Origin of the sequence: Paraburkholderia sp. PGU19 (assembly GCF_013426915.1) — a bacterium.
In the GTDB taxonomy this organism is placed as follows: domain Bacteria; phylum Pseudomonadota; class Gammaproteobacteria; order Burkholderiales; family Burkholderiaceae; genus Paraburkholderia.
In genome coordinates this window covers 60,954-82,954 of record NZ_AP023179.1, presented here as the reverse complement: position 1 = coordinate 82,954, position 22,001 = coordinate 60,954, and the positions used below count along the sequence as shown (strand labels likewise).

At 63.4% G+C, this 22,001-nt stretch carries 22 protein-coding genes; 17 read left to right on the top strand and 5 right to left on the bottom strand.

What is annotated here, in order from left to right; genetic code table 11:
* Nucleotides 1–161 precede the first annotated feature (161 nt).
* A complete protein-coding gene (locus H1204_RS00390) occupies nt 162–362 on the top strand; it encodes a DUF3185 family protein (RefSeq protein WP_028363859.1) in 201 nt (66 codons plus the stop codon).
* Nucleotides 363–374: 12 nt separating this feature from the next.
* Here the strand turns inward: H1204_RS00390 and H1204_RS00385 are convergent, their stop codons facing one another.
* Entirely contained in the window at nt 375–1,136 is a 762-nt protein-coding gene (locus H1204_RS00385; protein ID WP_180729343.1) for a phytanoyl-CoA dioxygenase family protein, read from the bottom strand.
* 414 nt (nt 1,137–1,550) lie between these two features.
* On the opposite strand from H1204_RS00385, the gene H1204_RS00380 reads away from it, so the two are divergent.
* Nucleotides 1,551–1,913 (top strand): hypothetical protein, encoded by a 363-nt coding sequence (locus H1204_RS00380; RefSeq protein ID WP_180729342.1) that lies wholly within the window; start codon nt 1,551–1,553, stop codon nt 1,911–1,913.
* A gap of 225 nt (nt 1,914–2,138) precedes the next feature.
* On the opposite strand, the gene metK is transcribed toward H1204_RS00380, so the two are convergent.
* Nucleotides 2,139–3,326 carry a methionine adenosyltransferase gene (gene metK, locus H1204_RS00375; RefSeq protein WP_007744723.1) on the bottom strand — a complete coding sequence of 396 codons (1,188 nt, stop codon included), beginning with the start codon at nt 3,324–3,326 and terminating at the stop codon, nt 2,139–2,141.
* A 274-nt stretch (nt 3,327–3,600) separates the two neighbouring features.
* Here metK and H1204_RS00370 point away from each other — a divergent pair, with 274 nt between their 5' ends.
* From H1204_RS00370 to hslU, 9 genes are all read left to right on the top strand, one after another.
* The gene (locus H1204_RS00370; RefSeq protein WP_180729341.1) at nt 3,601–4,485 is read left to right on the top strand and encodes a lipid A biosynthesis lauroyl acyltransferase; all 885 of its coding nucleotides are present in this window, start codon (nt 3,601–3,603) and stop codon (nt 4,483–4,485) included.
* 54 nt (nt 4,486–4,539) lie between these two features.
* A complete protein-coding gene (gene dapF, locus H1204_RS00365) occupies nt 4,540–5,400 on the top strand; it encodes a diaminopimelate epimerase (RefSeq protein WP_180729340.1) in 861 nt (286 codons plus the stop codon).
* A gap of 82 nt (nt 5,401–5,482) precedes the next feature.
* Nucleotides 5,483–6,202 (top strand): DUF484 family protein, encoded by a 720-nt coding sequence (locus H1204_RS00360; protein ID WP_180729339.1) that lies wholly within the window; start codon nt 5,483–5,485, stop codon nt 6,200–6,202.
* 11 nt (nt 6,203–6,213) lie between these two features.
* Nucleotides 6,214–7,137: a tyrosine recombinase XerC gene (gene xerC, locus H1204_RS00355; protein ID WP_180729338.1), complete on the top strand. Its 924-nt coding sequence runs from the start codon at nt 6,214–6,216 to the stop codon at nt 7,135–7,137.
* A 75-nt stretch (nt 7,138–7,212) separates the two neighbouring features.
* Nucleotides 7,213–8,415 (top strand): class I SAM-dependent rRNA methyltransferase, encoded by a 1,203-nt coding sequence (locus H1204_RS00350; RefSeq protein WP_180729337.1) that lies wholly within the window; start codon nt 7,213–7,215, stop codon nt 8,413–8,415.
* 178 nt (nt 8,416–8,593) lie between these two features.
* Entirely contained in the window at nt 8,594–9,673 is a 1,080-nt protein-coding gene (locus H1204_RS00345; protein WP_180730818.1) for a GTP-binding protein, read from the top strand.
* 604 nt (nt 9,674–10,277) lie between these two features.
* Nucleotides 10,278–10,697, top strand: coding sequence for an RNA polymerase-binding protein DksA (gene dksA, locus H1204_RS00340; protein WP_007582076.1), 420 nt, complete (start codon nt 10,278–10,280; stop codon nt 10,695–10,697).
* 554 nt (nt 10,698–11,251) lie between these two features.
* Entirely contained in the window at nt 11,252–11,788 is a 537-nt protein-coding gene (gene hslV, locus H1204_RS00335; protein ID WP_035987163.1) for an ATP-dependent protease subunit HslV, read from the top strand.
* A 9-nt stretch (nt 11,789–11,797) separates the two neighbouring features.
* A complete protein-coding gene (gene hslU / locus H1204_RS00330; protein ID WP_180729336.1) occupies nt 11,798–13,141 on the top strand; it encodes an ATP-dependent protease ATPase subunit HslU in 1,344 nt (447 codons plus the stop codon).
* A gap of 98 nt (nt 13,142–13,239) precedes the next feature.
* On the opposite strand, the gene H1204_RS00325 is transcribed toward hslU, so the two are convergent.
* Entirely contained in the window at nt 13,240–13,782 is a 543-nt protein-coding gene (locus tag H1204_RS00325; protein WP_007743952.1) for a response regulator transcription factor, read from the bottom strand.
* On the bottom strand, nt 13,779–15,083 hold the full coding sequence (locus H1204_RS00320) for an ATP-binding protein (protein WP_180729335.1): 1,305 nt from the start codon (nt 15,081–15,083) through the stop codon (nt 13,779–13,781). Before H1204_RS00320 ends, H1204_RS00325 begins: the two co-directional genes overlap by 4 nt.
* A 103-nt stretch (nt 15,084–15,186) precedes the next feature.
* On the opposite strand from H1204_RS00320, the gene H1204_RS00315 reads away from it, so the two are divergent.
* Nucleotides 15,187–16,821, top strand: coding sequence for a tetratricopeptide repeat protein (locus H1204_RS00315; RefSeq protein ID WP_180729334.1), 1,635 nt, complete (start codon nt 15,187–15,189; stop codon nt 16,819–16,821).
* 31 nt (nt 16,822–16,852) lie between these two features.
* Here the strand turns inward: H1204_RS00315 and H1204_RS00310 are convergent, their stop codons facing one another.
* Entirely contained in the window at nt 16,853–17,098 is a 246-nt protein-coding gene (locus tag H1204_RS00310) for a cysteine-rich CWC family protein (RefSeq protein ID WP_243468644.1), read from the bottom strand.
* A gap of 334 nt (nt 17,099–17,432) precedes the next feature.
* On the opposite strand from H1204_RS00310, the gene argB reads away from it, so the two are divergent.
* The 5 genes from argB to metW all read left to right on the top strand — a co-directional run bounded on the left by argB (nt 17,433) and on the right by metW (nt 21,997).
* Entirely contained in the window at nt 17,433–18,332 is a 900-nt protein-coding gene (argB, locus tag H1204_RS00305) for an acetylglutamate kinase (RefSeq protein ID WP_028363874.1), read from the top strand.
* Between the two features lie 213 nt (nt 18,333–18,545).
* Nucleotides 18,546–19,325 carry a pyrimidine 5'-nucleotidase gene (locus H1204_RS00300; protein ID WP_180729332.1) on the top strand — a complete coding sequence of 260 codons (780 nt, stop codon included), beginning with the start codon at nt 18,546–18,548 and terminating at the stop codon, nt 19,323–19,325.
* Between the two features lie 14 nt (nt 19,326–19,339).
* Complete coding sequence (gene slmA / locus H1204_RS00295) at nt 19,340–20,005, top strand: nucleoid occlusion factor SlmA (RefSeq protein WP_180729331.1); 666 nt, start codon at nt 19,340–19,342, stop codon at nt 20,003–20,005.
* Nucleotides 20,006–20,246: 241 nt separating this feature from the next.
* Nucleotides 20,247–21,392 carry a homoserine O-acetyltransferase gene (locus H1204_RS00290; RefSeq protein WP_180729330.1) on the top strand — a complete coding sequence of 382 codons (1,146 nt, stop codon included), beginning with the start codon at nt 20,247–20,249 and terminating at the stop codon, nt 21,390–21,392.
* Nucleotides 21,389–21,997, top strand: a complete 609-nt coding sequence (gene metW, locus H1204_RS00285) for a methionine biosynthesis protein MetW (protein ID WP_007582053.1) — start codon at nt 21,389–21,391, stop codon at nt 21,995–21,997. The genes H1204_RS00290 and metW overlap by 4 nt, the downstream gene beginning before the upstream one ends.
* Nucleotides 21,998–22,001: the final 4 nt, after the last annotated feature.

Here is a 22,001-nt window from a genome sequence, read left to right as displayed (position 1 = left end):
CGCGTAATCGTGCAGCAGCGCATGCAGCAGCGGCCCAACACGCTATGTTAGCCAATCGCCGCGCTCGCTGCAGACGCCCACATTGCGGGAAGCGGACATGGACTCGGCGCCGCCCTTCACCTAGACTTTCGGCCACCGTAATTCCACGATGAGGAGTGTTCATGACCAAAGCGATCTCGCTCGCATTGATCGTCGGCGGCGTGGTGCTGCTGTACTTCGGCGGCCAGTCGTTTCATTCGTTCAGCAACGACGTGTCGCGCGTGTTCACCGGCTCGCCAACCAACAAGACCATCTTCCTGATCGCAGGCGGCATCGTCGCGACGCTCGCCGGATTGATCGGGCTCGCGTCGTCGAAGCGCTAAAACGCTGAAGGCTCAGAACGCCACTTCGGGCTTGGACGCGGAGCGTGTGCCCGGCAGCGGCACGTTGCTCGCGCCGTGATAGGTGAAGACCAGCGAAAACTTCACCTGATCGGACAGGTTCTTGCCCGCCGAATGCAGCGTGTTGCAGTGAAAAAAGACGACGTCGCCCGCTTTCAAGGCGGGCGACACTGCTTTCTGGATCAACGCGTCGTTCTCGGGCAGATCCGAGCGGAAAAACTTCGCGTCGTCGAAACGTTCCGACGTGAATGCCGCCGAGTGCGAGCCGGGCACGAACCAGAGCGCGCCGTTATCGACGGTTTCGTCGCCGAGCGCCAGCCACACCGACACCAGGTCGTCCCGCTCGAACGACCAGTAACGCACATCGCGATGCCAGCCCGTCAGGCTGCCGTACGCGGGATGCTTGGTCATCATGCAGTTGTGATGCGCGCGCGACAGGCGCGGCTCTTCGCCGAAATACAGTTCCATCCAGCCGCGAATCTCAGGCGCAGTCGCCCAGGCGGCAAAGTGCGGATGACGCGCGTACGCATCCAGCAGCCGCCGCACCGTATGACCGCCCGGCGCGTGCTTCGACTCCGGCGCGCCCGGATAGCGCAGGTCTGCTTCGAACTCGACGGGATCGGCCGCTTCCTGCAACTGCTGCCGCGCGATCTGTTTCATCTCAGCGCAGCGCTCGGGCGTAATGAGATCCGGGACGATGACATAACCCTGATCCCGCAGCACCTGGATCTGCTCTTTCTTCGAATGGACTGACATGGACGTTCCGTTCAGCTAGCGTTCGTTCGACAACGGCTTCTCATTGTAAAACGGGCACGATCGTACCGGCGCCAGTCGTGCGTTTCTCTTGCGCCCGACGTGCAATCGGGATGGGCGAAGCTGCACGCCGGATGGGCAGCCGTGCACGTTCGTCGAGCGCAAAGGGCGCGATCATGCGGGCTTCGTCCTCGTAAAAACCCTGATCCCTCCGGACTTTCGACGGTCACGAATCACGTGTAGCCTGTCGTGCATGTCGATTGCAACACACGCTATCCCGCCATCGGCACGGCCATCCGCAGCCGCTGCTGATTCATTCCGTCTTTCCTCAGGCTATTGCGTCCCACTCGCTGGCATGGATGGTGCTGTTTTTGGCGCACCTTTCGTCGCGTGTCACGTCGCCTGATTCCTAAAGCCATGCACAGCCCATTGAGCACTCGCATCACCCACGCGTTCAACGCCGCACGTCCCGCACGCCGCCATGTGGCGCGCGCGCTGCGTCACCATACCGCTCGCACACGCGCGCTCGCCGAACAACTGCGCGACGCGAAACCCGTCGATAACGTGCGCGTCTGGTTCCGTAGTTTCTTCAGCGCCCTGAGCATGCAAGGCGCGTCGCGGCGCTTCTCGCTGCGCACGCTGCTGCGCAACCCGGCGCCCGTGCGGATGCTCGGCGTGTCGCCGCGCGCCGCCAAGCCCGCGAGCGTGGTGCATCCGACGAGCCGCCGTCCGCGCCGGCTGTCGGTGACGAGCGAAGGCTGGTTTGCGTTTGCGCGCTGAACGCGCGACCGTTCGTTTCCGCGTTCGCATGCGATAGAGGCGCCGCTGCGGCCGTTGGTGCGTCGTGGCGCGCGTGATCTGCGCGTTCGGCTCGCACGAAACCGCCGCACCAAAACAAAACGCCCTGTATGCGCTTCTCAGCGCATACAGGGCGTTTTCGCTTCCTGCCATCTGAACCAGCAACGCCGCGCGACAATCAGCCGCGCGGCGTATTCAAAGCTTCGCTCAGGCGAGCGCGGCAACCGGCTCCGTGCCGGCGGCTTCTGCCAGCGCGAGTGCCTTGTCGGTCGCTTCCCACGAGAATTCCGGCTCTTCGCGGCCAAAGTGACCGTAAGCTGCCGTCTTTTCGTAGATCGGGCGCAGCAGGTCGAGCATCTGGACGATGCCCTTCGGACGCAGGTCGAAGTGTTCCTGGACCAGACGCGTGATCGTCGCATCCGACACGCGGCCCGTGCCGAACGTGTTGACCATCACGGACGTGGGCTGTGCCACGCCGATTGCGTACGACACCTGGATCAGCGCGCGCGAGGCGAGGCCCGCCGCGACGATGTTCTTGGCGACATAGCGGCCAGCGTACGCAGCCGAGCGATCGACCTTCGACGGGTCCTTGCCCGAGAATGCGCCGCCGCCGTGCGGAGCCGCGCCGCCGTACGTGTCGACGATGATCTTGCGGCCCGTCAGACCGCAGTCGCCTTGCGGGCCGCCAATCACGAACCGGCCGGTCGGGTTCACGAGGAACTTGATGTCGCCCTTGATCAGATCAGCGGGCAGCGTCGGCTTGATGATCTCCTCGATCACGGCTTCGCGCAGTTGCGCCAGTTCCATTTCCGGCGCGTGCTGCGTGGACAGGACCACGGTGTCGATCGAGTGCGGCTTGCCGTCGACGTAGCGAACGGTAACCTGCGACTTCGCGTCCGGGCGCAGCCAGGGCAGACGGCCGTCGCGGCGCAGATTGGCCTGGCGCTCGACGAGGCGGTGCGACAGGTAGATCGGCAGCGGCATCAGTTCGGGCGTTTCGTCGCATGCGTAGCCGAACATCAGGCCCTGGTCGCCAGCGCCCTGGTCGAGGTTGTTGTCGTGCGCGCGGTCGACGCCTTGCGCGATGTCCGGCGATTGCTTGTCGTACGCGACGAGCACCGCGCAGCCGCGGTAGTCGATGCCGTAGTCGGTGTTGTCGTAGCCGATGCGCTTGATCGTATCGCGGGCGACCTGGATGTAATCGACGTTGGCCGTCGTGGTGATTTCACCCGCCAGCACGACGAGACCCGTGTTGCACAGCGTTTCCGCGGCAACGCGCGAGTATTTGTCCTGGGCGAGGATCGCGTCGAGGATGGCGTCCGAGATCTGGTCGGCGACCTTGTCCGGATGGCCTTCGGAGACGGATTCAGAAGTGAAGAGGTAGTCGTTAGCCACGTTACAGGCTCCCTTATTGGTTACGGTTGAGTTTCACGTAGCCTGCTTCGAGCCTGAAGCGGCGACGCTTTAGCGGATTTCCTGACCGTCGGCCCGCTTATCTGGAAGATATGCGTCCGTCGGCTTCGCCCCGCAAGTTGTCTATTAACTCGGCGAAGCCCTTATTATAGCGACTTCTTTCTTTTGTCACAGAGTGTCTGCGCGTGCGGTATATCGACTCTTTTGTTGTTTTTCTTTACCCGGCGTGGTTTCGCGCACAAATCGGAGCCACCGCATGCTGAGCCGACTGGGCGTCAACCTCGCTATCGGTCTGCTCAAGCTGTTCGCTTTGCTGCCGTATGGCTTCGTCGCGCGTCTGGGCGACGGCCTCGGCTGGCTGCTCTATCAGATTCCGAGCCGCCGCCGCCGCATCGTCCACATCAACCTGAAGCTGTGCTTCCCCGAGTGGAGCGACGAGCGCCGCGAGGAAGTCGCGCAAAAGCACTTCCGGCACGCGATCCGCAGCTATATGGAGCGCAGCGTGCAGTGGTTCGGCTCGGCGAAAAAGCTTGAAAAACTGATTCAGCTGGACAGCGAAATCGACCTGACCGACCCGAATCTGCCGCCCACGCTGTTTCTGGGCTTTCACTTCGTCGGGATCGAGGCGGGTTCGATCTTCCTCAATTATTCGTTGAAGCGCCCGTGCGGCTCGCTGTATCAGCCAATGTCGAACCCGCAGCTTGAAGCCGTGGCGAAAGCGCAGCGTGGCCGCTTCGACGCCGAAATGGCCAGCCGCGCCGACAGCGCGCGCATCGTGCTGCGCTGGCTGCGCGATCGCAAACCCGTGATGCTCGGCGCCGACATGGACTACGGCATGCGCAATTCGACCTTCGTGCCGTTCTTCGGCGTGCCGACCTGCACGCTGACGGCCGTCGGGCGCCTCGCGAAAGTCGGACGCGCGCAGGTCGTGCCGTTCATCGGCGAAGTGCTGCCGAACTACAAGGGTTACCGGCTGAAGGTGTTCAAGCCGTGGGACAACTATCCGACGGGCGACGACGACGCAGACGCCCGCCGCATGAACGAATTCCTCGAAGAGCAGATTCCGCGCATCCCCGAACAGTATTACTGGGTGCACAAGCGCTTCAAGACGCGCCCGCCCGGCGATCCGAGTTTTTACTGAAGCGCGGCGGCGCACAGTGGGCGAGAGGTCCGGCCAGTCACTTACAATAGCGGCATGAAACTGAAATTCACCAAGATGCACGGCGCGGGCAACGATTTCGTCGTGCTCGACGGCTACACGCAACCGCTCAATCTGACGGAAGCGCAGGTGCGCGCGCTCGCGAACCGGCATTTCGGCGTCGGCGCGGACCAGCTACTGGTGGTCGAGAAGCCGACCGTCGAAGGCGTCGATTTCAGATACCGCATCTTCAATTGCGACGGCGGCGAGGTCGAGCACTGCGGCAACGGCGCGCGCTGCTTCGTCAAGTTCGTGCGCGACACGCGCCTCACCGACAAACAGAGCGTGCGCGTCCAGGTCCAGAAAGGCGTGATCACGCTGACCATGCAGGCAAACGGCGAAGTCGTCGTCGACATGGGCGCGCCCGTGTTCGAGCCGGCTCAGGTGCCGTTCGACGCAAGCGGTCTCGATGCGCGCGGCGACGGCAACGACGCGCTCTATCCGCTCGACGTCAACGGCGCGACGCGCTGGGTGTCGGTCGTATCGATGGGCAATCCGCACGCCGTGCAGATCGTGGACGACGTCGAGGCGTTTCCCGTGCTGGCCGACGGTCCCGTTATCGAAAACCATCCGCGCTTCCCGCAGCGGGTCAACGCGGGCTTCATGCAGATCGTCAGCCGCAGCGAGATCAAGCTGCGCGTCTACGAGCGCGGTGCGGGCGAGACGCTCGCGTGCGGCACGGGCGCCTGCGCGGCCGTCGCGGCAGGCATCCGTCGCGGCTTGCTGGACGCGCCCGTCAAGGTGCACACGCACGGCGGCGCGCTCACCATCACGTGGGACGGCGAGCCCGCGTCGCCGCTGATGATGGCAGGGCCGGCCGCCACCGTGTTCGAAGGCGAAATAGAGCTGGCCGACTGAATGCATCACCGCCGCGCGGAGGCTGGACCGCGTGGCGCTGCAGTAAGACAGCAACGAAGCGCGCAACCATTAAGCTGAAACCATGAACGAACGCGAAGTCGCCGACTACCTGCTAGCCAACCCCGAATTCTTCGCCGAACACGCGGAACTGCTCGCCACCGTGCGGCTCGCGAATCCGCATGGCAAGGCGGCCGTCTCGCTGCAGGAACGTCAGATGGACATGCTGCGCGAGAAGAACAAGCATCTCGAGCGGCGTCTTGCCGAACTGCTGCGTTACGGGCATGAAAACGACAGCATCGCGTCGAAATTCGGCCGCTGGACGACGCGCGTGATGGCCGAACGCGATCCGGGCGCGCTGCCGCGCACGATCGCCATGGGCCTGCGCGACGTGTTCGACGTGCCGCAAGCGGCGCTGCGCGTGTGGGAAGTGTCCGAGCCGTACTCGCAGGCGGACTTCACGCGCCATGTCGGTGAGGAAGTGCGCATCTTCGCAAACAGCCTGGCTACGCCGTACTGCGGCGCGAACACGGGCTTCGAGGCAGCACAATGGCTGACGCCCGCCGTATCGGCTGTGGCTGGCGAGACTGCGGCTCCTGGTGACGGCGTATCCGGCAACGGCACCGAATCGATCGCGCTGATCGCGCTGCGCGACCCGGAAGCGTCGAATGACGCTTCCGCGTTCGGGCTGCTGGTGATGGGCTCGCCCGATTCGCGCCGCTTTCACGACGGCATGGCCACTGATTTCCTCACGCAGATCGGCGCGCTCGCCAGCGCTGCGCTGAGCCGCCTGCTGCCGCGCTGAGCGTCCGTCACGTGACACCCGCCGACCCGATCGCCACCTATCTGTCGAGCCTCGAGCACGAGCGGCGGTTGTCGGCGCATACCTTGCGCGCCTATACACACGAACTCGACGAACTTAAAACGCTCGCGAACGGACGGCCGCTCGAAAGCCTCACCGCTACCGACATTCGCGGCGCCGTCGCGCGCGCGCATGCGGGCGGGCTGTCGGCGCGCTCGATCGGGCACCGGCTGTCGGCGTGGCGCGCGTTCTACCGCTGGCTAGCGGGACGCATCGAACTGCCCGCGAACCCGGTCGCGACGGTGCGCGCGCCCAAACGCGCGAAGACGCTGCCGAAAGCGCTCTCCGTCGACGACGCGCACCGGCTGATGGAAGCGCCCGCGACGGCCACAGCCGAAGGCGCGCGCGATCACGCGATGCTCGAACTGTTCTACTCGTCGGGCCTGCGCCTGTCGGAACTGGTCAACCTCGACGTGCATTTCTTCGACGCCGACGGCTATCGCTCGACCGGCTGGCTGAAACTCGACGAAGCGGAAGTCGAAGTGCTCGGCAAAGGCAACCGGCGGCGCACGGTGCCCGTCGGCAGCAAGGCGCTCGATGCGCTGCGCGCGTGGCTCGCCGTGCGCGGCGAGCTGCTGAAGCTCGATCCGCATCCGCTGTTCGTGTCGGCGCGCGGCAACCGGATGTCGCCGAATGTCGTGCGCGATCGCGTAAAGCGCATGGCGCTCACGGCGGGCATTCCCGCCAATGTTCATCCGCACGTGCTGCGCCATTCGTTCGCGACGCACGTGCTGCAGTCGAGCGGCGATCTGCGCGCAGTGCAGGAACTGCTCGGCCACGCGAGCATCGCCGCGACTCAGGTCTATACCGGCCTCGATTTCCAGCACCTCGCGCGCATCTACGATCAGGCCCATCCGCGCGCCAAAAAACGCGACTGACGCTGCCCGCGCCGCCAGTCATATCCGCTTTGCCGCTTCCGGCGGCATATTGTTCTGCTGAATCCTCACGAAGTCATGAATACCGTTACGCTCAAACCGTCGAAAGAGAAATCGCTGCTGCGCCGCCATCCGTGGGTCTACGCGAATGCGATCGACCGCGTCGACGGCAAGCCCGCCGCCGGCGCCACCGTGCTGGTGCGCGCGCACGACGGCCGCTTTCTCGCGCGCGCCGCGTACAGCCCGCATTCGCAGATCCGCGCGCGCGTCTGGAGCTTCGACGAAAGCGAACCCGTCGATCACGCGTTCTTCAAGCGCCGCGTGCAGAGCGCGCTCGCTCACCGTCAGTCGATGGTGCACAACACGGGCGCGACGCGGCTGATCTTCGGCGAAGCGGACGGCCTGCCGGGGCTGATCGTCGATTACTACATCCAGGACGACGATTCGAAGCGTGGCCAGATCGTTTGTCAGTTCATGGCAGCGGGCGTCGAAGCGTGGAAGGACGCGATCGTGCAGGCGCTGATCGGCGTGACGGGCTGCCCGAACGTCTACGAGCGTTCGGACGTGTCGATCCGCGAAAAGGAAGGGCTCGAACAGACGGTCGGCGTACTCGCCGGCGACGCACCACCCGAAACGCTGATTTCGAGCGAAAACGGCGTGCGCTATCACGTCGATGTGCGCAACGGCCACAAGACGGGTTTTTACGTCGATCAGCGCGACAACCGCGCGCTGGTGCAGGAACTGTCGAAAGACCGCGACGTGCTGAACTGCTTCTGCTACACGGGCGGCTTCTCGCTGGCGGCGCTCAAGGGCGGCGCGAAGCGCGTGGTATCGATCGATTCGTCCGGTGAAGCGCTGGCATTGGCGCAAGCAAACGTCACGGCCAACGGCTTCGACGCCGCGCGCGCCACCTGGCTCGACGCCGACGCCTTCAAGACGCTGCGCCGCCTGTACGACGACGGCGAGCGCTTCGACCTGATCGTGCTCGATCCGCCGAAATTCGCGCCGTCGCGCGAGCACGTGGACCGCGCCGCGCGCGCGTACAAGGACATCAACCTCACCGGCCTCAAGCTGCTGCGGCCGGGCGGCCTGCTGTTCACCTACTCGTGCTCGGGCGCGATCGATGCTGAACTGTTCCAGAAGATCGTCGCCGGCGCAGCCGCCGACGCGCGCGTCGATGCGCGCATTCTCAAGCGACTCGGCGCGGGCGTCGATCATCCGCTGCTGACGGCGTTCCCGGAAGGCGAATATCTGAAAGGCCTATTGTTGCAAATCGCCTGATCGCCCATAGTTAGGGCGTTATTTCCCTGGCGTTGACGGGGCTTTGGCCATGCAGCAGCGGCGCCCCGGCACTTATGCTTCAATATTCAGCTGAATTCATGCGGTTCGGGCCCTGCGCGCAGCGCGCGGTTCGCACCCCAGTTTGACGAACACAAGGCGACTTCACATGGCGAACAACATGATTCCCGTCACTATCCTGACCGGCTTCCTCGGCAGCGGCAAAACCACGCTGCTCAAGCGCATCCTGAACGAGAAGCACGGCATGAAGATCGCCGTGATCGAAAACGAGTTCGGCGAAGAAAACATCGACAACGACATCCTCGTGCAGGACACGGGCGAGCAGATCATCCAGATGAGCAACGGCTGCATCTGCTGCACGATTCGCGGCGACCTCGCGCGCGTGCTCGGCGATCTCGCCGCGCAGAAGCAGGAAGGCAAGGTGGACTTCGACCGCGTCGTGATCGAAACGACGGGCCTGGCCAACCCCGGCCCCGTCGCGCAGACCTTCTTCATGGATAACCAGATCGCCGACGAATTCCTGCTCGACGCGATCATCACGCTCGTCGACGCGAAGCACGCCAACGCACAACTCGACGAACACGAAGTCGTGCAACGCCAGGTCGGTTTCGCGGACCGCCTGTTCATCACGAAGTCCGATCTCGTCGACGAAAACGTAGTTGGCGATCTGCGCCACCGTCTGCTGCACATGAACCCGCGGGCGCAAATCCGCGTCGTGAATTTCGGCGAAGCGGACATCAAGGAAATCTTCGATCTGCGCGGCTTCAACCTGAACGCCAAGCTCGAAATCGACCCGGACTTCCTCGCCGAAGACGATCACGATCACGCGCATCACGACCATGACCACGATCACGATCATGACCACGCGAACTGCGATCACGATCACGGCCAGTGCGATCACGAAGGCCACGACCACGGCCATCATCATCACGCGCATCACGACGACAAGATCAAGTCGTTCGTTTTCCGCAGCGATCGCCCGTTCGATCCGAACAAGCTCGAAGACTTCCTCGGCGGCATTCTGCAGATTTATGGCGAGCGCCTGCTGCGCTACAAGGGCGTGCTGTACATGAAGGGCGTCGATCGCAAGGTCGTCTTCCAGGGCGTGCATCAGATGATGGGCAGCGACCTCGCGGCCAAGTGGCAACCCATCGAGAAAAAGACCAACAAGATGGTGTTCATCGGCATCGAGCTGCCGCAAGACCTGATCACCGACGGTCTTGAAGCCTGCCTCGTCTAAATCGTTCTACTGGCTGGGATGACTGCCTTTTAGCGTTCGTCCCAGCCGCCATCTGTTCGCTTCCCAACGCGAAAAACGCGTCAAAAGCGCGAGCGCGGCAATTTAAAAGCCCGTTTGCGGTCAAAGCACGTGAAAACCCTGTTACGAGAATACGTGTACGACCATCGCTTTTTAGTGAACAGCGCGTTATATTTTCACGATAAGTGGAGTTTGCGGCAGGGATTTCCCCCGCTTGCGGTTTCGTATTGTGATTCAGTTACAATACGGCCCCACTGGAGAAAGAGAACGATTTGCCCGGTGTAAAGCGCGTAGTCGCTTCGCAGCCGTGCCGGGCCGATAAACGGCGCCGGAAAATCTAATCCGGGGACATCGCCGATATGCCGGCCGGCCACACTCCGGCTTATAACGCGCTGCCGGGAAGCATTGCCTCAGGAGCATTGGAAGAATCGGTTTCCAGAGGAGTTCGGCCCCGCATCGGCGCTTCGGCGTCACGACAGCCCACCGTCCGTGTTCGCCGGCGCTCATTTGAGCGTCATCGAGGCGCCTTTGCGGGCAACACGAAAGTGCGGGCAATGATTTGCCTCACATTGACGAAGCAAGCCAGATGACGACGAAACGACTCTTGACCGAAGCCGAAATCCTGAAGATGAGCGACAAGGATTACATGAATGAGGATCAGCTCGCTTTCTTCAAGAACCGGCTCGAGCAGCTGCAGGCGGACATTCTCCGCAATGCCGGCCAGACCACCGAGAACCTCCGCGAAACCGTGATCGTGCCGGACCCGGCCGACCGCGCGACGATCGAGGAAGAGCATGCGCTGGAACTGCGCACGCGCGACCGCGAACGCAAGCTGCTGAAGAAGGTGCAGCAATCGATCGCACGGATCGAATCGGGCGACTACGGCTGGTGCGAAGAAACGGGTGAGCCGATCGGCATTCCCCGCCTGCTCGCGCGTCCGACCGCCACCCTGTCGCTCGAAGCACAGGAACGCCGCGAATTGCGCCAGAAGCTGTTCGGCGACTGATCGACGGGCGGCGCGGTTTTCGGGGTCCGCGCCCCAGATACGCTTCGTCAGAGGCGCACGGTGAACCGTGCGCCTCTTTTTTCTTTTCGGGCCGCGCTTTTATCCGTCCGCTCGCCGGCTTGCATACGCTAATCGGTAAATGCGCGCTGCATAATCTGACGCGTGCACGGCTCGTCAGCACCTTTTACCGCCGGCGAAGCCTCGACCGCGCATTTCTCAGTCTCCGCACCCTTTTCACCTTTTCTCGCGCCCGTTCGACTCCGGCTCTTGATATGGCAGCGTCCGCCCTAAAATAAATCCGACATGCGTTGCACGCGCGCGCGGCACCCAGCATCGCGCGCCGGCCGCTCTCGGATTCCGTGGTGGCGCATCGACGCCTCCGCGTCTGTCGACCAGAGTTAGCGCTTTAGCGCTTACTCTGGTCCCATGGCGAGTCGACCGGAGTTGGCGCTTCAGCGCTTACTCCGGTCCCTGGGCCAGTCGATCCAGAGTTGGCGCTTAGCGCTCACTCTGGTCCCACGCAAAGTATTTGCGGTTTTGGAAAAGGAACGCATATGGAGCAATTTCACGGCACGACGATCGTCTCCGTGCGCCGCGGCGACAAGGTCGCGCTCGGCGGCGACGGCCAGGTCACGCTGGGCAACATCGTCATGAAAGGCGGGGCGAAGAAGGTTCGCCGCATCTACAACGGCAAGGTGCTGGTCGGCTTCGCCGGCGGCACGGCCGACGCGTTCTCGCTGCTCGACCGCTTCGAAGCCAAGCTCGAAAAGCATCAGGGCAATCTCACCCGCGCCGCCGTCGAACTGGCGAAAGACTGGCGCACCGACCGCATGTTGCGCCGTCTGGAAGCGATGCTGATCACGGCCGACGCGACCACCACGCTGGTCATCACCGGCAACGGCGACGTGCTCGACCCGGAAGGCGGCATCTGCGCCATCGGCTCGGGCGGCGCGTACGCGCAGGCCGCCGCTAAGGCGCTCGCCGACAACACGGATCTTTCTCCGCGCGAGATCGTCGAAAAGTCGCTGGAGATCGCCGGCGACATGTGTATCTACACGAACCACAACCGCGTCATCGAGACAATCGAGTAAGGACACACGATGAGCACCATGACTCCCGCCGAGATCGTCTCGGAACTCGACAAGCACATCATCGGCCAGCATCGCGCGAAGAAAGCCGTCGCGGTTGCATTGCGCAACCGCTGGCGCCGCCAGCAGGTCGCCGACCCGCTGCGCCAGGAAATCACGCCGAAGAACATCCTGATGATCGGGCCGACGGGCGTCGGCAAGACGGAAATTGCGCGGCGCCTCGCCAAGCTCGCCGACGCGCCGTTCATCAAGATCGAAGCGACCAAGTTCACCGAAGTCGGTTACGTGGGCCGCGACGTCGACAGCATCGTGCGCGATCTGATTGAAATTTCCGTCAAGCAGACGCGCGAAACCGAAATGCGCAAGGTCCGCACAAAGGCGGAGGATCTCGCCGAAGATCGCATTCTCGATACGCTGCTGCCGGGCGCGCGCACGGTCGGCTTCGGCTCGGGTTCGGAATCGTCGGGCGGCGACGAATCGAACGCGACGCGTCAGACGTTCCGCAAGCGTATGCGCGAAGGTCTGCTCGACGACAAGGAAATCGAGCTCGACATCGAGATGCCGCAAACCACGATGGACATCATGGGGCCGCCGGGCATGGAAGACATGACCGAGCAGATCCGCTCGATGTTCGCGAACCTGGGCGGCGGCAAGAAAACGCGCCGCAAGGTCAAGGTGAAGGAAGCGCTCAAGCTCCTCACCGACGAAGAAGCCGCAAAGATGCTCAATGACGAAGAGGTCAAGACGAAGGCCGTGCAGAACGTCGAGCAGAACGGCATCGTGTTCCTCGATGAAATCGACAAGATCGCGTCGCGCAGCGAAGCCGGCGGCGGCGAGGTCTCGCGCCAGGGCGTGCAGCGCGATCTGCTGCCGCTCGTCGAAGGCACGACGATCAACACGAAGTACGGGATGGTGAAGACCGATCACATTCTGTTCATCGCGAGCGGCGCGTTCCATCTGGCGAAGCCGAGCGATCTGATTCCCGAACTGCAAGGGCGCTTTCCGATTCGCGTCGAACTGGATTCGCTGTCGGTGAAGGACTTCGAAGCGATTCTCGACGCCACCGACGCCAGCCTCGTCAAGCAATACCAGGCGCTGCTCGAAACGGAAGACGTCCACCTCGAATTCGCCGACGACGGCATCCGCCGTCTTGCGGAAATCGCTTACTCGGTGAACGAGAAGACGGAAAACATCGGCGCGCGCCGTCTTTATACGGTGATCGAAAAGCTGCTCGAGGAAGTCTCGTTCTCGGCGGGGAATCATGCCGGCAAGAACGTGATGATCGACGCGGCGTATGTCGATCGCGCGTTGAACGAGGTCGCCCAAGACGAGGACCTGTCGCGCTACGTGCTGTAACGCGCGTCGTTACACCGGCGAACAGCCAAACGAAAGGGCGGCGCTCCGCAAGGAGCGCCGCCCTTTTTCATGCTCGTCCGCGAAAGATTAGGGCAAGGTCACTGCTTGACCGGCCGCTTCGCGAGCTTGCGCTGCAACGTGCGCCGGTGCATGTTCAGCGCGCGCGCCGTCGCCGAAATGTTGCCGCCGTTTTCCGCGAGCACGCGCTGGATGTGCTCCCACTCCAGCCGCGCGACCGATAGCGGCGTCGGATTTTCGATCGCCTCTTCGGCCTGCAACGCACTCGCTTCCGTTTGCAGCGCGGAGAGGATCGTTTCCACGTTCGCGGGCTTCGCCAGATAGTTATCCGCGCCGTCCTTCACCGCCTGAACGGCCGTCGCGATGCTCGCATAGCCCGTCAGCACCAGCATCCGCGCGTTCGGTTGGAGGTCGCGCAGCGGCGCGACGAGATTCAGCCCGGAGTCGTTGCCCAGATGCAGATCGACGGTGATCTGCCCGAACTTCTGCTGATTCGCGAGGCGAATCGCTTCGTCGGCGTTGTGCGCTTCGGACACCGTGAAGCCGCGACGCGTCAGACCGCGCGCGAGGATGCCGGAGAACACTTCGTCGTCGTCGATGACCAGAAAATTCTTATCGCTCATGCTTGCTTCTCCGTATTGGACGACGCGGCGCCCTGCCGGCCCGCGCCCGTTTGCTCGCGGGCCAAAGGCAACCGCAATACTGCGCGCGTGCCGCGCGGCTTGGTTTCGTTGACGTCGGTGAGCTCAATCGATCCGCCCAGCCGCGCCGCCGCCGAAAACGCCAGATACAGCCCGACGCCATGTCCGCCCTGCGTGCTGTCGACGGGCGCCGCGCCCAGCAAGCCGCGCAGCGACGCCGGCACGCCCGGACCGGCGTCGCAGACTTCGAAGTCGATCGAATCGTTGTCGGCGAGCGTCGCGGCGAGCGTCACGTGATCGCGGCTCGCGCGCGCGGCGTTGTCGAGCAGGATGGTGAGAATCTGGCTGATGGCGACGGTGTCGTCGACACTGACGTTCGCGGGCGGCTCGCCGAGGCGCTCGAACTTAACGTGCGGATGGCGCAAGCGCCACTGGTCGACGAACGAATCGAGCCATTCGTCGACCAGTTGGCGACTGCCTTGCGTCGATGCGCGGCTGCGCAGGCGCGCGAGCGCCGACGTGCATAGCGTCATCTGCTGGTCGAGGATGTCGAGGTCGGCGGAATAGGGCTTCAGACCTTCGTCGCTACGGGCGGCATCGCGCAGTTCTTCCGTGAGCATCGCGATCGTCGACAGCGGCGTGCCCATTTCATGCGCGACTGTCGCGGCCTGCACGCCGAGCGCCACCGCGCGCTCGTCGCGCAGCAGACGCTGTTGCGCATCGCCGAGCGCCGCGTCGCGTTGACGCAGCCCGCGCGACATGCGCGCCACGAACCACGCGATCAGGCCGACGCTGACCATGAAGTTCACCCACATGCCGGCGCGGTAGTAGTCGAACAGATTCGCAGGATTGTCGAGATTGAGCGGCACCGATTCGAAGCCGAGCACCGCGTAGCACGCCACGGCGAACGCGGCGAGCCACGCCATCAGCTGCCAGGGCAGCACGGCGGCCGCAATCGCCAGTGACGGCAGATACAACGAGACGAAAGGATTGGTCGTGCCGCCCGACAGAAACAGCAGCGCGGACAGCGCGCCGAGATCGACCCACAGTTGCCCGAACAGCTCGAGGTTCGACTCGGGCTTCTGGCTCGCGACGCGCAGCCACGTCAGCGCGTTGAAAATCACTTCGAGCCCGATGATGAGCAGCATGGCCGGCAACGGCAGCTTGACGCCGACAAAGGTCTGGACGAACGCAATCGTCACGAGTTGCCCGATGATGGCAAGACTGCGTAGCCAGAAGAGATGCCCGAGGTTGACCCGGCCGGTAACGGTTATGCGGTGCATCCTGCAAGTTTATCTGTTGGGAGGGGTCTGATTCATCTAGCGAATGATCGGAACTATAGTGGTCTTTATCGTTTCCGGCGCGGCTGACAATCTCCACCCACAAATGCGTAAAACAACAGTTGATCCACATCAAGTTCTTTTGGATTCCTTCCAGACATTCCTGCGTCACGCTGTCGCAGCGCTCCACCAGGGCGACCGGCAAGCCCACGACATCTGGCTCCAGGCCGCTTCCCATCTGTTTCCAACCACTCCCGATTCGCTCGATGAAATGACGCAGCAGCTCGTCGCCGGAGGACGCGGCGTCGAGGCGGAGACGATTGCCCGCGCTTTCGCCGCGCTCGCGCCGCACGATCCCCGAGCGCTCTTTCGCCTGGGTCTCACACTCCAATTGATGAACCGGCACGGCGATGCCGTCGCGCCCTACCGTGACGCGCTCGCCATCGACCCCGACCTGCATAGCCTGCGCAACAATCTGGCAAGCGCGTTGATGTGGACGAATCCGGCTTCGGCGGAAGCGAATGAACTGCTGACGGCCGCGCTCCACCAGAATCCCGCCGATGCGAACGCGTGGGTCAATCTCGGCAAGTCGCACCTCGCCCGCTTCGACCTCGACCGTGCGCTCGAAGCCGAACGGCATGCAGTCAATCTTCAGCCCGACAACCCGGTCGTGCTCGGCAATCACGGGCAGACACTCCGCGAAGCGCAGCAATGGGAAGACGCCGAGCGCTTCACATTGGCCGCGCACCGCGCCGCGCCGGACAAGCCGTCGCACCTGTCCAACCTGAGCATGATCCACCTGCTGCGCGGCAATTACGCCGACGGCTGGCGCGAGCACGAAGCGCGCTGGGAGGGATCGAAGGAACTGGCGGGCAAACGCCCCGTGCTGCCGGGGGCCGCCTGGCGTGGCGAATCGCTGGCAGGCAAGACGCTGCTGCTTTGGGGCGAACAGGGGATGGGCGATCTGCTGCAATTCTGCCGCTATGTTCCGATGCTGGCCGAGCGCGTGCATCGCGAAGGCGGACGCCTTGCCTGGAACTCGTTTCCGCAAATGGGCGCGCTGCTCGGACGCTCGCTCGCGCAACACGCCGACGAGTTCACGCTGGGCGGCGGCGTCGAGCAGTTGCCGAAATTCGACTATGAGATTTCGCTGCTTACGCTGCCCATGCTGTTCGATACGCGCGAAGCAACGATCCCGTCGACTGTTCCGTATCTGCAAGCCGATCCGCAAGCCGTCGACGCATGGCGTCAACGCCTCGCCGGTGAAAAGCGGCTGAAGGTCGGACTTGTGTGGACGGGCAGCCACGGGCACCAACGCAATCCGTACCGCCGCGTCGGCCTGGAACGTTATGTCGACGCCTTCCGCGAGCTCGACAACGTCGCCTTTTATTCGCTGCAGCCCGGCGCCGCAGCCGAAGTGGCGGCAGCCCGCACGGCAGGACTGGATATCGCCGACCACACGGCCGAATTCAAAACCTTCGACGACACTGCCGCCTATCTCGGCGCGCTCGATCTGGTGATCACCGTGTGCACGTCCGTCGCGCATCTGAGCGGCGCAATCGGGCAGCGCACGTGGGTGCTGCTCGACGTCAATCCGCATTGGGTGTGGCTGCTCGATCGCACCGACAGCCCGTGGTATCCGAGCGCGACCTTGTACCGGCAGCCGCAGTTTGCGCAGTGGGAGCCGGTGTTCGACAAACTGACGCGCGATCTCGCGGCGCTGGCAGATTCGCGCAAATAGCCGCGCACCACGCCCGCTCGCCGGGGATGCTTCAGTCCGGCGTGGATGTGGCGCTTCCTTCCATTGCGCGCGTCCGCGCGATTGCATCGGCCAGACATTCGGGGCATAGACAGCCGGTGCTGGTGTCGAGCACGTCGGTGGGCAACGCGGGCATCGATACGCACCAGCATGCTTCACGGCCTCCGCGCGCGCCGCAGTCGAACACACGGCGGCAGCGCGGGCAGCGAGCGCTCGACGTTGCGGAAGATCCAATCGATTCGGATGGGGACGGATTCATGACAACGGGATGAAACCGGTCAGTGGATTCAAACATAATGCCACTTCCGGCCAGTCAGCAAAACGCCTGCCCGCTCGCCGCCCGGCTTTCCCGGCAGCCGGCCTTTCCTGTTGCGGAAGAGAACTTACCCGCCGGGCAATGGCCCAAACCTTCCGTCGCACCGCTGCAAATTCCGGCGTGAACGACACGTCCGTCGCCCGTAAAATCCACTTTGCCGCACTGCGGCACAACGGCCACGATCGCCGCGACGGCACACATCAGTTTCACTATTGCACCGCGCCAGTTGTGTACAATCCGGCGTTGTTTTCACCGTTTCCGTGTCCGAGCCGCCGCCATGTCCGAGACTCCCGACCTGTCCCAGATCGCCCCCACGCTGAAGGCTGAAATTCTCGCCGAGGCGCTGCCCTATATTCGCCAGTATCACGGCAAGACCGTCGTCATCAAGTACGGCGGCAACGCGATGACGGAAGAGCGCCTGAAACAGGGCTTCGCGCGCGACGTGATCCTGCTGAAGCTGGTCGGCATCAACCCGGTGATCGTGCACGGCGGCGGTCCGCAGATCGATCAGGCGTTGAAGAAGATCGGCAAACAGGGCACGTTCATCCAGGGCATGCGCGTCACCGACGAAGAGACGATGGAAGTCGTCGAATGGGTGCTGGGCGGCGAAGTGCAGCAGGACATCGTCACGCTGATCAACCACTTCGGCGGTCACGCAGTTGGCCTGACGGGCAAGGACGGCGGCCTGATCCACGCGCGCAAGCTGCTGATGCCGGACCGCGACAACCCCGGTCAGTACATCGACATCGGTCAGGTCGGCGAAGTCGAGGCGATCAACCCCGCCGTCGTGAAGGCGTTGCAAGACGACGCGTTCATCCCCGTCATTTCGCCCATCGGCTTCGGTGAAGACGGCCTGTCGTACAACATCAACGCGGACCTCGTCGCGGGCAAGCTGGCCGTCGTGCTGAACGCGGAAAAGCTCGTCATGATGACGAACATCCCCGGCGTGATGGACAAGGAAGGCACGCTGCTGACCGATCTGTCCGCGCGCGAGATCGACGCGCTGTTCGCCGACGGCACGATCTCGGGCGGCATGCTGCCGAAGATCTCGTCGGCGCTCGACGCCGCCAAGAGCGGCGTGCGTTCGGTGCACATCATCGACGGCCGCATTGAGCATTCGGTGTTGCTCGAAATTTTGACGGAACAGCCGTTCGGCACGATGATCCGCTCGCACTGAGCGCCGCCGTCACGTTACGCATCACGCAGACTCACGCTTCACGCGAAGCACGGCACGCTGGCCGCCGTGCTTCGCAGAAGGCATACTGGCCTTCCGTCTCTCGCGCAGCAGGTTGCGCTGTCTTACGCTTCCCCTTTTGCACGCATCGCGCGCCGCCCGCCTCGCACGGCAACGGAGCACCTCGCGCGCTACATTCAATCACGCCGCAACATCATGCGCACTTTCCGTCCGAAGCGCCGTCGGCCGCAGATTCACGCCGGCACGCCCGTCTGGCTGTTCGATCTCGACAACACGCTGCATCACGCGTCGCACGCGATCTTCCCGGCCATCAACACCGCGATGACGCAGTACATCATCGATGCGCTGCAAGTCGAGCGCGACGAAGCGAACCGTCTGCGCACCGGCTACACGCAGCGCTACGGCGCGGCGCTGCTCGGCCTCACGCGCCATCATGACGTCGATGCGCACGACTTCCTCGACTACGTCCACACGTTCCCCGATCTGCGCGCGATGCTGCGCAGCGAGCGCGGCCTGAAGCGTCTCGTCGACGCGCTGCCGGGCCGCAAAATCGTGCTGACCAACGCGCCCGAAGCGTATGCGCTCGACGTGTTGAAAGAGCTTGGCATCGAGCGGCTGTTCGAGCGCGTGATCGCCATCGAGCATATGCGCGACCGCCGCTTCTGGCGCGCCAAGCCCGATCACGCGATGCTGCGCCGTGCGATGCGCGACGCGCACGTGCGTCTCTCGGACGCGGTACTTGTCGAAGACACGCGCAGCCATTTGAAGAACTACCGGCGGCTCGGCATCCGCACGGTGTGGATCGTCGGCCACCTGCCGCGGCCGGCCCGCGCGGACGGCTCGCTTGCGCGACTGCCGGGCACGGGTCGCCCGCACTATGTCGACCATCGCATTCGTTCGCTAAAATCGTTGAGACTGGGCACTCGCCCAGGAAGGCCGATCGAACCATTCACGGAGCATCCGGCCTGGCGATAACAGGGACGACAGACATGCAGCCTATCCGCAAGCATGACGAGGACGTAACCGAAGACCAAACCGCCGCACCGCGCTCGACGCGCCTGAAACCGGGCGAGCGGCGCGTGCATATCCTCCAGACGCTGGCCGCGATGCTGGAGGCCCCGAAGAACGAAAAAATCACCACGGCGGCGCTGGCCGCGCGCATCGGCGTGTCGGAAGCGGCGCTGTACCGCCATTTCGCGAGCAAGGCGCAGATGTTCGAAGGGCTGATCGAGTTCATCGAGCAGACGCTCTTCGGGCTCATCAACCAGATCATCGCGAAAGAGCCGAACGGCGTGCTGCAGGCGCGCGCGATCGCGCTGATACTACTCAACTTTTCAGCGAAGAATCCTGGCATGACACGGGTGCTGACCTGCGAAGCGCTCGTCGGCGAACACGAGCGGCTCATCGAGCGCGTCAACCAGTTGCTCGAACGCGTCGAGGCGTCGCTAAAGCAATGTCTGCGGCTCGGCTTGATGGACGCGTCGAGCCACGCCGAACACAGTGCGATCCCGCTGCCCGCCGACTACGATCCCGTGGCGCGCGCGAGCCTTTTACTCAGCTACATCATCGGGCGCTGGCATCGATTCGTGCGCAGCGGTTTCTCGCGCGCGCCGATCGAACAGGCCGACGCGCAATTGCGCCTCATCCTCCAGTAAGACGGGCCGACGAGAGACGCGGCGCATTTTCCGCTATACTTTGCGCTTGACCGTTCTTGACGGTCCAGAATTGCACAACGCGCCGATTTGCTGACTCGATTGCGGGCGCGCGAACCAGCGGATGGAGTTCATCCATCCCGGTTCACTATAAATGCGGCTAAAGAGGTCGTCAGCCGCGCACACGTTCCTTCCGCGCCATCGCCGACACCATTTAGCCGCCCCATGTCAGAAGGCGGAATGAATGGAATCGATCGGGATCGTCACTCCACAAACAATGCATTTCTCCGAGCCGCTGCGCCTGCAGAACGGCAGCTCGCTCTCGAACTACGACCTCGTCGTCGAAACGTACGGCACGCTCAATGCCTCGCGCAGCAACGCCGTGCTCGTTTGCCACGCGCTCAACGCGTCGCATCACGTGGCGGGCGTCTACGCGGATGATCCGAAGAACGTCGGCTGGTGGGACAACATGGTCGGCCCCGGCAAGCCGCTCGACACTAACCGCTTCTTCGTGATCGGCGTGAACAATCTCGGTTCGTGCTTCGGCTCGACGGGCCCGATGAGCATCGATCCGTCGACGGGCCGTCCGTACGGCGCGAGCTTCCCCGTCGTGACGGTCGAAGACTGGGTGAACGCGCAGGCGCTCGTCGCCGACACGTTCGGCATCGAGAAATTCGCGGCGGTGATGGGCGGCAGTCTCGGCGGCATGCAGGCGCTCGCGTGGAGCATGATGTATCCGGACCGGCTCGCGCATTGCATCGTCGTTGCATCGACGCCGAAGCTCTCCGCGCAGAACATCGCATTCAACGAAGTGGCGCGCTCGTCGATCCTGTCGGACCCGGACTTTCACGGCGGCAACTACTACGCGCACGGCGTGAAGCCCAAGCGCGGCTTGCGCGTCGCGCGAATGATCGGCCACATCACCTATCTGTCCGATGACGACATGGCCGCGAAGTTCGGCCGCGCGCTGCGTCGCGCGGAAGGTGCCGAAGACGCCTACAACTTCAACTTCGACGTCGAGTTCGAAGTGGAATCGTATCTGCGCTACCAGGGCGACAAGTTCGCCGACTACTTCGATGCGAACACCTATCTGCTGATCACCCGCGCACTCGATTACTTCGATCCCGCCAAAGCTTACGACGGCGATCTCACGGCAGCGCTCGCGCATACGAAGGCGAAGTATCTGATCGCGAGCTTCACGACCGACTGGCGTTTCGCACCCGCGCGCTCGCGCGAACTGGTGAAGGCGCTGCTCGATCACAAGCGCCAGGTCACGTACGGCGAAATCGACGCGCCGCACGGCCACGACGCTTTCCTCCTCGACGACGCGCGCTATCACAACCTGATGCGCGCCTACTACGAACGCATTGCTGCAGAGGTCAACGCATGAACCAGCGCGCTCTCGATTATCTTGCGACGCGGCCAGACTTCCGCGCGATCGCCCGCTGGGTCGAGCCACGCGGAACGGTGCTCGATCTCGGCTGCGGCGACGGCTCGCTGCTGTCGCTGCTGATGGAAGAACTCGAAGTGACGGGCTACGGCATCGAGATCAACGACGCCGGCGTGCTCGCTTCGACGAAGAACGGCATCAACGTGATCCAGCAGAATCTGGAAGACGGCTTGCGCCTGTTCGAAGACGGCAGCTTCGATTTTGCGATCCTTTCTCAAACGCTGCAGACCATTCACCAGACGGCCGCGATCCTGCGCGAGACGGTGCGCGTCGGCAAGGAATGCATTGTTTCGTTTCCAAATTTCGGATTCTGGACGCACCGGCTGTCCGTTTTGCAGGGTCGCATGCCCGTGTCGAAGTCGCTGCCTTATCAGTGGCACAACACGCCGAACGTGCGCGTGCTGACCATCAAGGATTTCGAGGCGCTCGCGCCGGAAGTCGGTATCGAAATTCTCGATCGCGTCGTGCTGCATGGCGGCCAGCAGGTGCGATGGGGCGTGAACTGGCGTGGTAGTCTTGCGGTCTATCGCGTCAAGAAAAGCTAACGTC

Excerpts from the sequence above, each read along its gene's own strand:
- H1204_RS00310 (WP_243468644.1), bottom strand. The coding sequence starts at position 17,098 with ATGAATCCGTCCCCATCCGAATCGATTGGATCTTCCGCAACGTCGAGC.
- hslV (WP_035987163.1), top strand. The coding sequence starts at position 11,252 with ATGGAGCAATTTCACGGCACGACGATCGTCTCCGTGCGCCGCGGCGAC.
- H1204_RS00315 (WP_180729334.1), top strand. The coding sequence starts at position 15,187 with ATGCGTAAAACAACAGTTGATCCACATCAAGTTCTTTTGGATTCCTTC.
- hslU (WP_180729336.1), top strand. The coding sequence starts at position 11,798 with ATGAGCACCATGACTCCCGCCGAGATCGTCTCGGAACTCGACAAGCAC.
- H1204_RS00300 (WP_180729332.1), top strand. The coding sequence starts at position 18,546 with ATGCGCACTTTCCGTCCGAAGCGCCGTCGGCCGCAGATTCACGCCGGC.
- H1204_RS00385 (WP_180729343.1), bottom strand. The coding sequence starts at position 1,136 with ATGTCAGTCCATTCGAAGAAAGAGCAGATCCAGGTGCTGCGGGATCAG.
- slmA (WP_180729331.1), top strand. The coding sequence starts at position 19,340 with ATGCAGCCTATCCGCAAGCATGACGAGGACGTAACCGAAGACCAAACC.
- H1204_RS00370 (WP_180729341.1), top strand. The coding sequence starts at position 3,601 with ATGCTGAGCCGACTGGGCGTCAACCTCGCTATCGGTCTGCTCAAGCTG.
- metW (WP_007582053.1), top strand. The coding sequence starts at position 21,389 with ATGAACCAGCGCGCTCTCGATTATCTTGCGACGCGGCCAGACTTCCGC.
- dksA (WP_007582076.1), top strand. The coding sequence starts at position 10,278 with ATGACGACGAAACGACTCTTGACCGAAGCCGAAATCCTGAAGATGAGC.
- H1204_RS00380 (WP_180729342.1), top strand. The coding sequence starts at position 1,551 with ATGCACAGCCCATTGAGCACTCGCATCACCCACGCGTTCAACGCCGCA.
- H1204_RS00390 (WP_028363859.1), top strand. The coding sequence starts at position 162 with ATGACCAAAGCGATCTCGCTCGCATTGATCGTCGGCGGCGTGGTGCTG.
- H1204_RS00350 (WP_180729337.1), top strand. The coding sequence starts at position 7,213 with ATGAATACCGTTACGCTCAAACCGTCGAAAGAGAAATCGCTGCTGCGC.
- dapF (WP_180729340.1), top strand. The coding sequence starts at position 4,540 with ATGAAACTGAAATTCACCAAGATGCACGGCGCGGGCAACGATTTCGTC.
- H1204_RS00325 (WP_007743952.1), bottom strand. The coding sequence starts at position 13,782 with ATGAGCGATAAGAATTTTCTGGTCATCGACGACGACGAAGTGTTCTCC.
- H1204_RS00345 (WP_180730818.1), top strand. The coding sequence starts at position 8,594 with ATGATTCCCGTCACTATCCTGACCGGCTTCCTCGGCAGCGGCAAAACC.
- H1204_RS00290 (WP_180729330.1), top strand. The coding sequence starts at position 20,247 with ATGGAATCGATCGGGATCGTCACTCCACAAACAATGCATTTCTCCGAG.
- argB (WP_028363874.1), top strand. The coding sequence starts at position 17,433 with ATGTCCGAGACTCCCGACCTGTCCCAGATCGCCCCCACGCTGAAGGCT.
- H1204_RS00360 (WP_180729339.1), top strand. The coding sequence starts at position 5,483 with ATGAACGAACGCGAAGTCGCCGACTACCTGCTAGCCAACCCCGAATTC.
- H1204_RS00320 (WP_180729335.1), bottom strand. The coding sequence starts at position 15,083 with ATGCACCGCATAACCGTTACCGGCCGGGTCAACCTCGGGCATCTCTTC.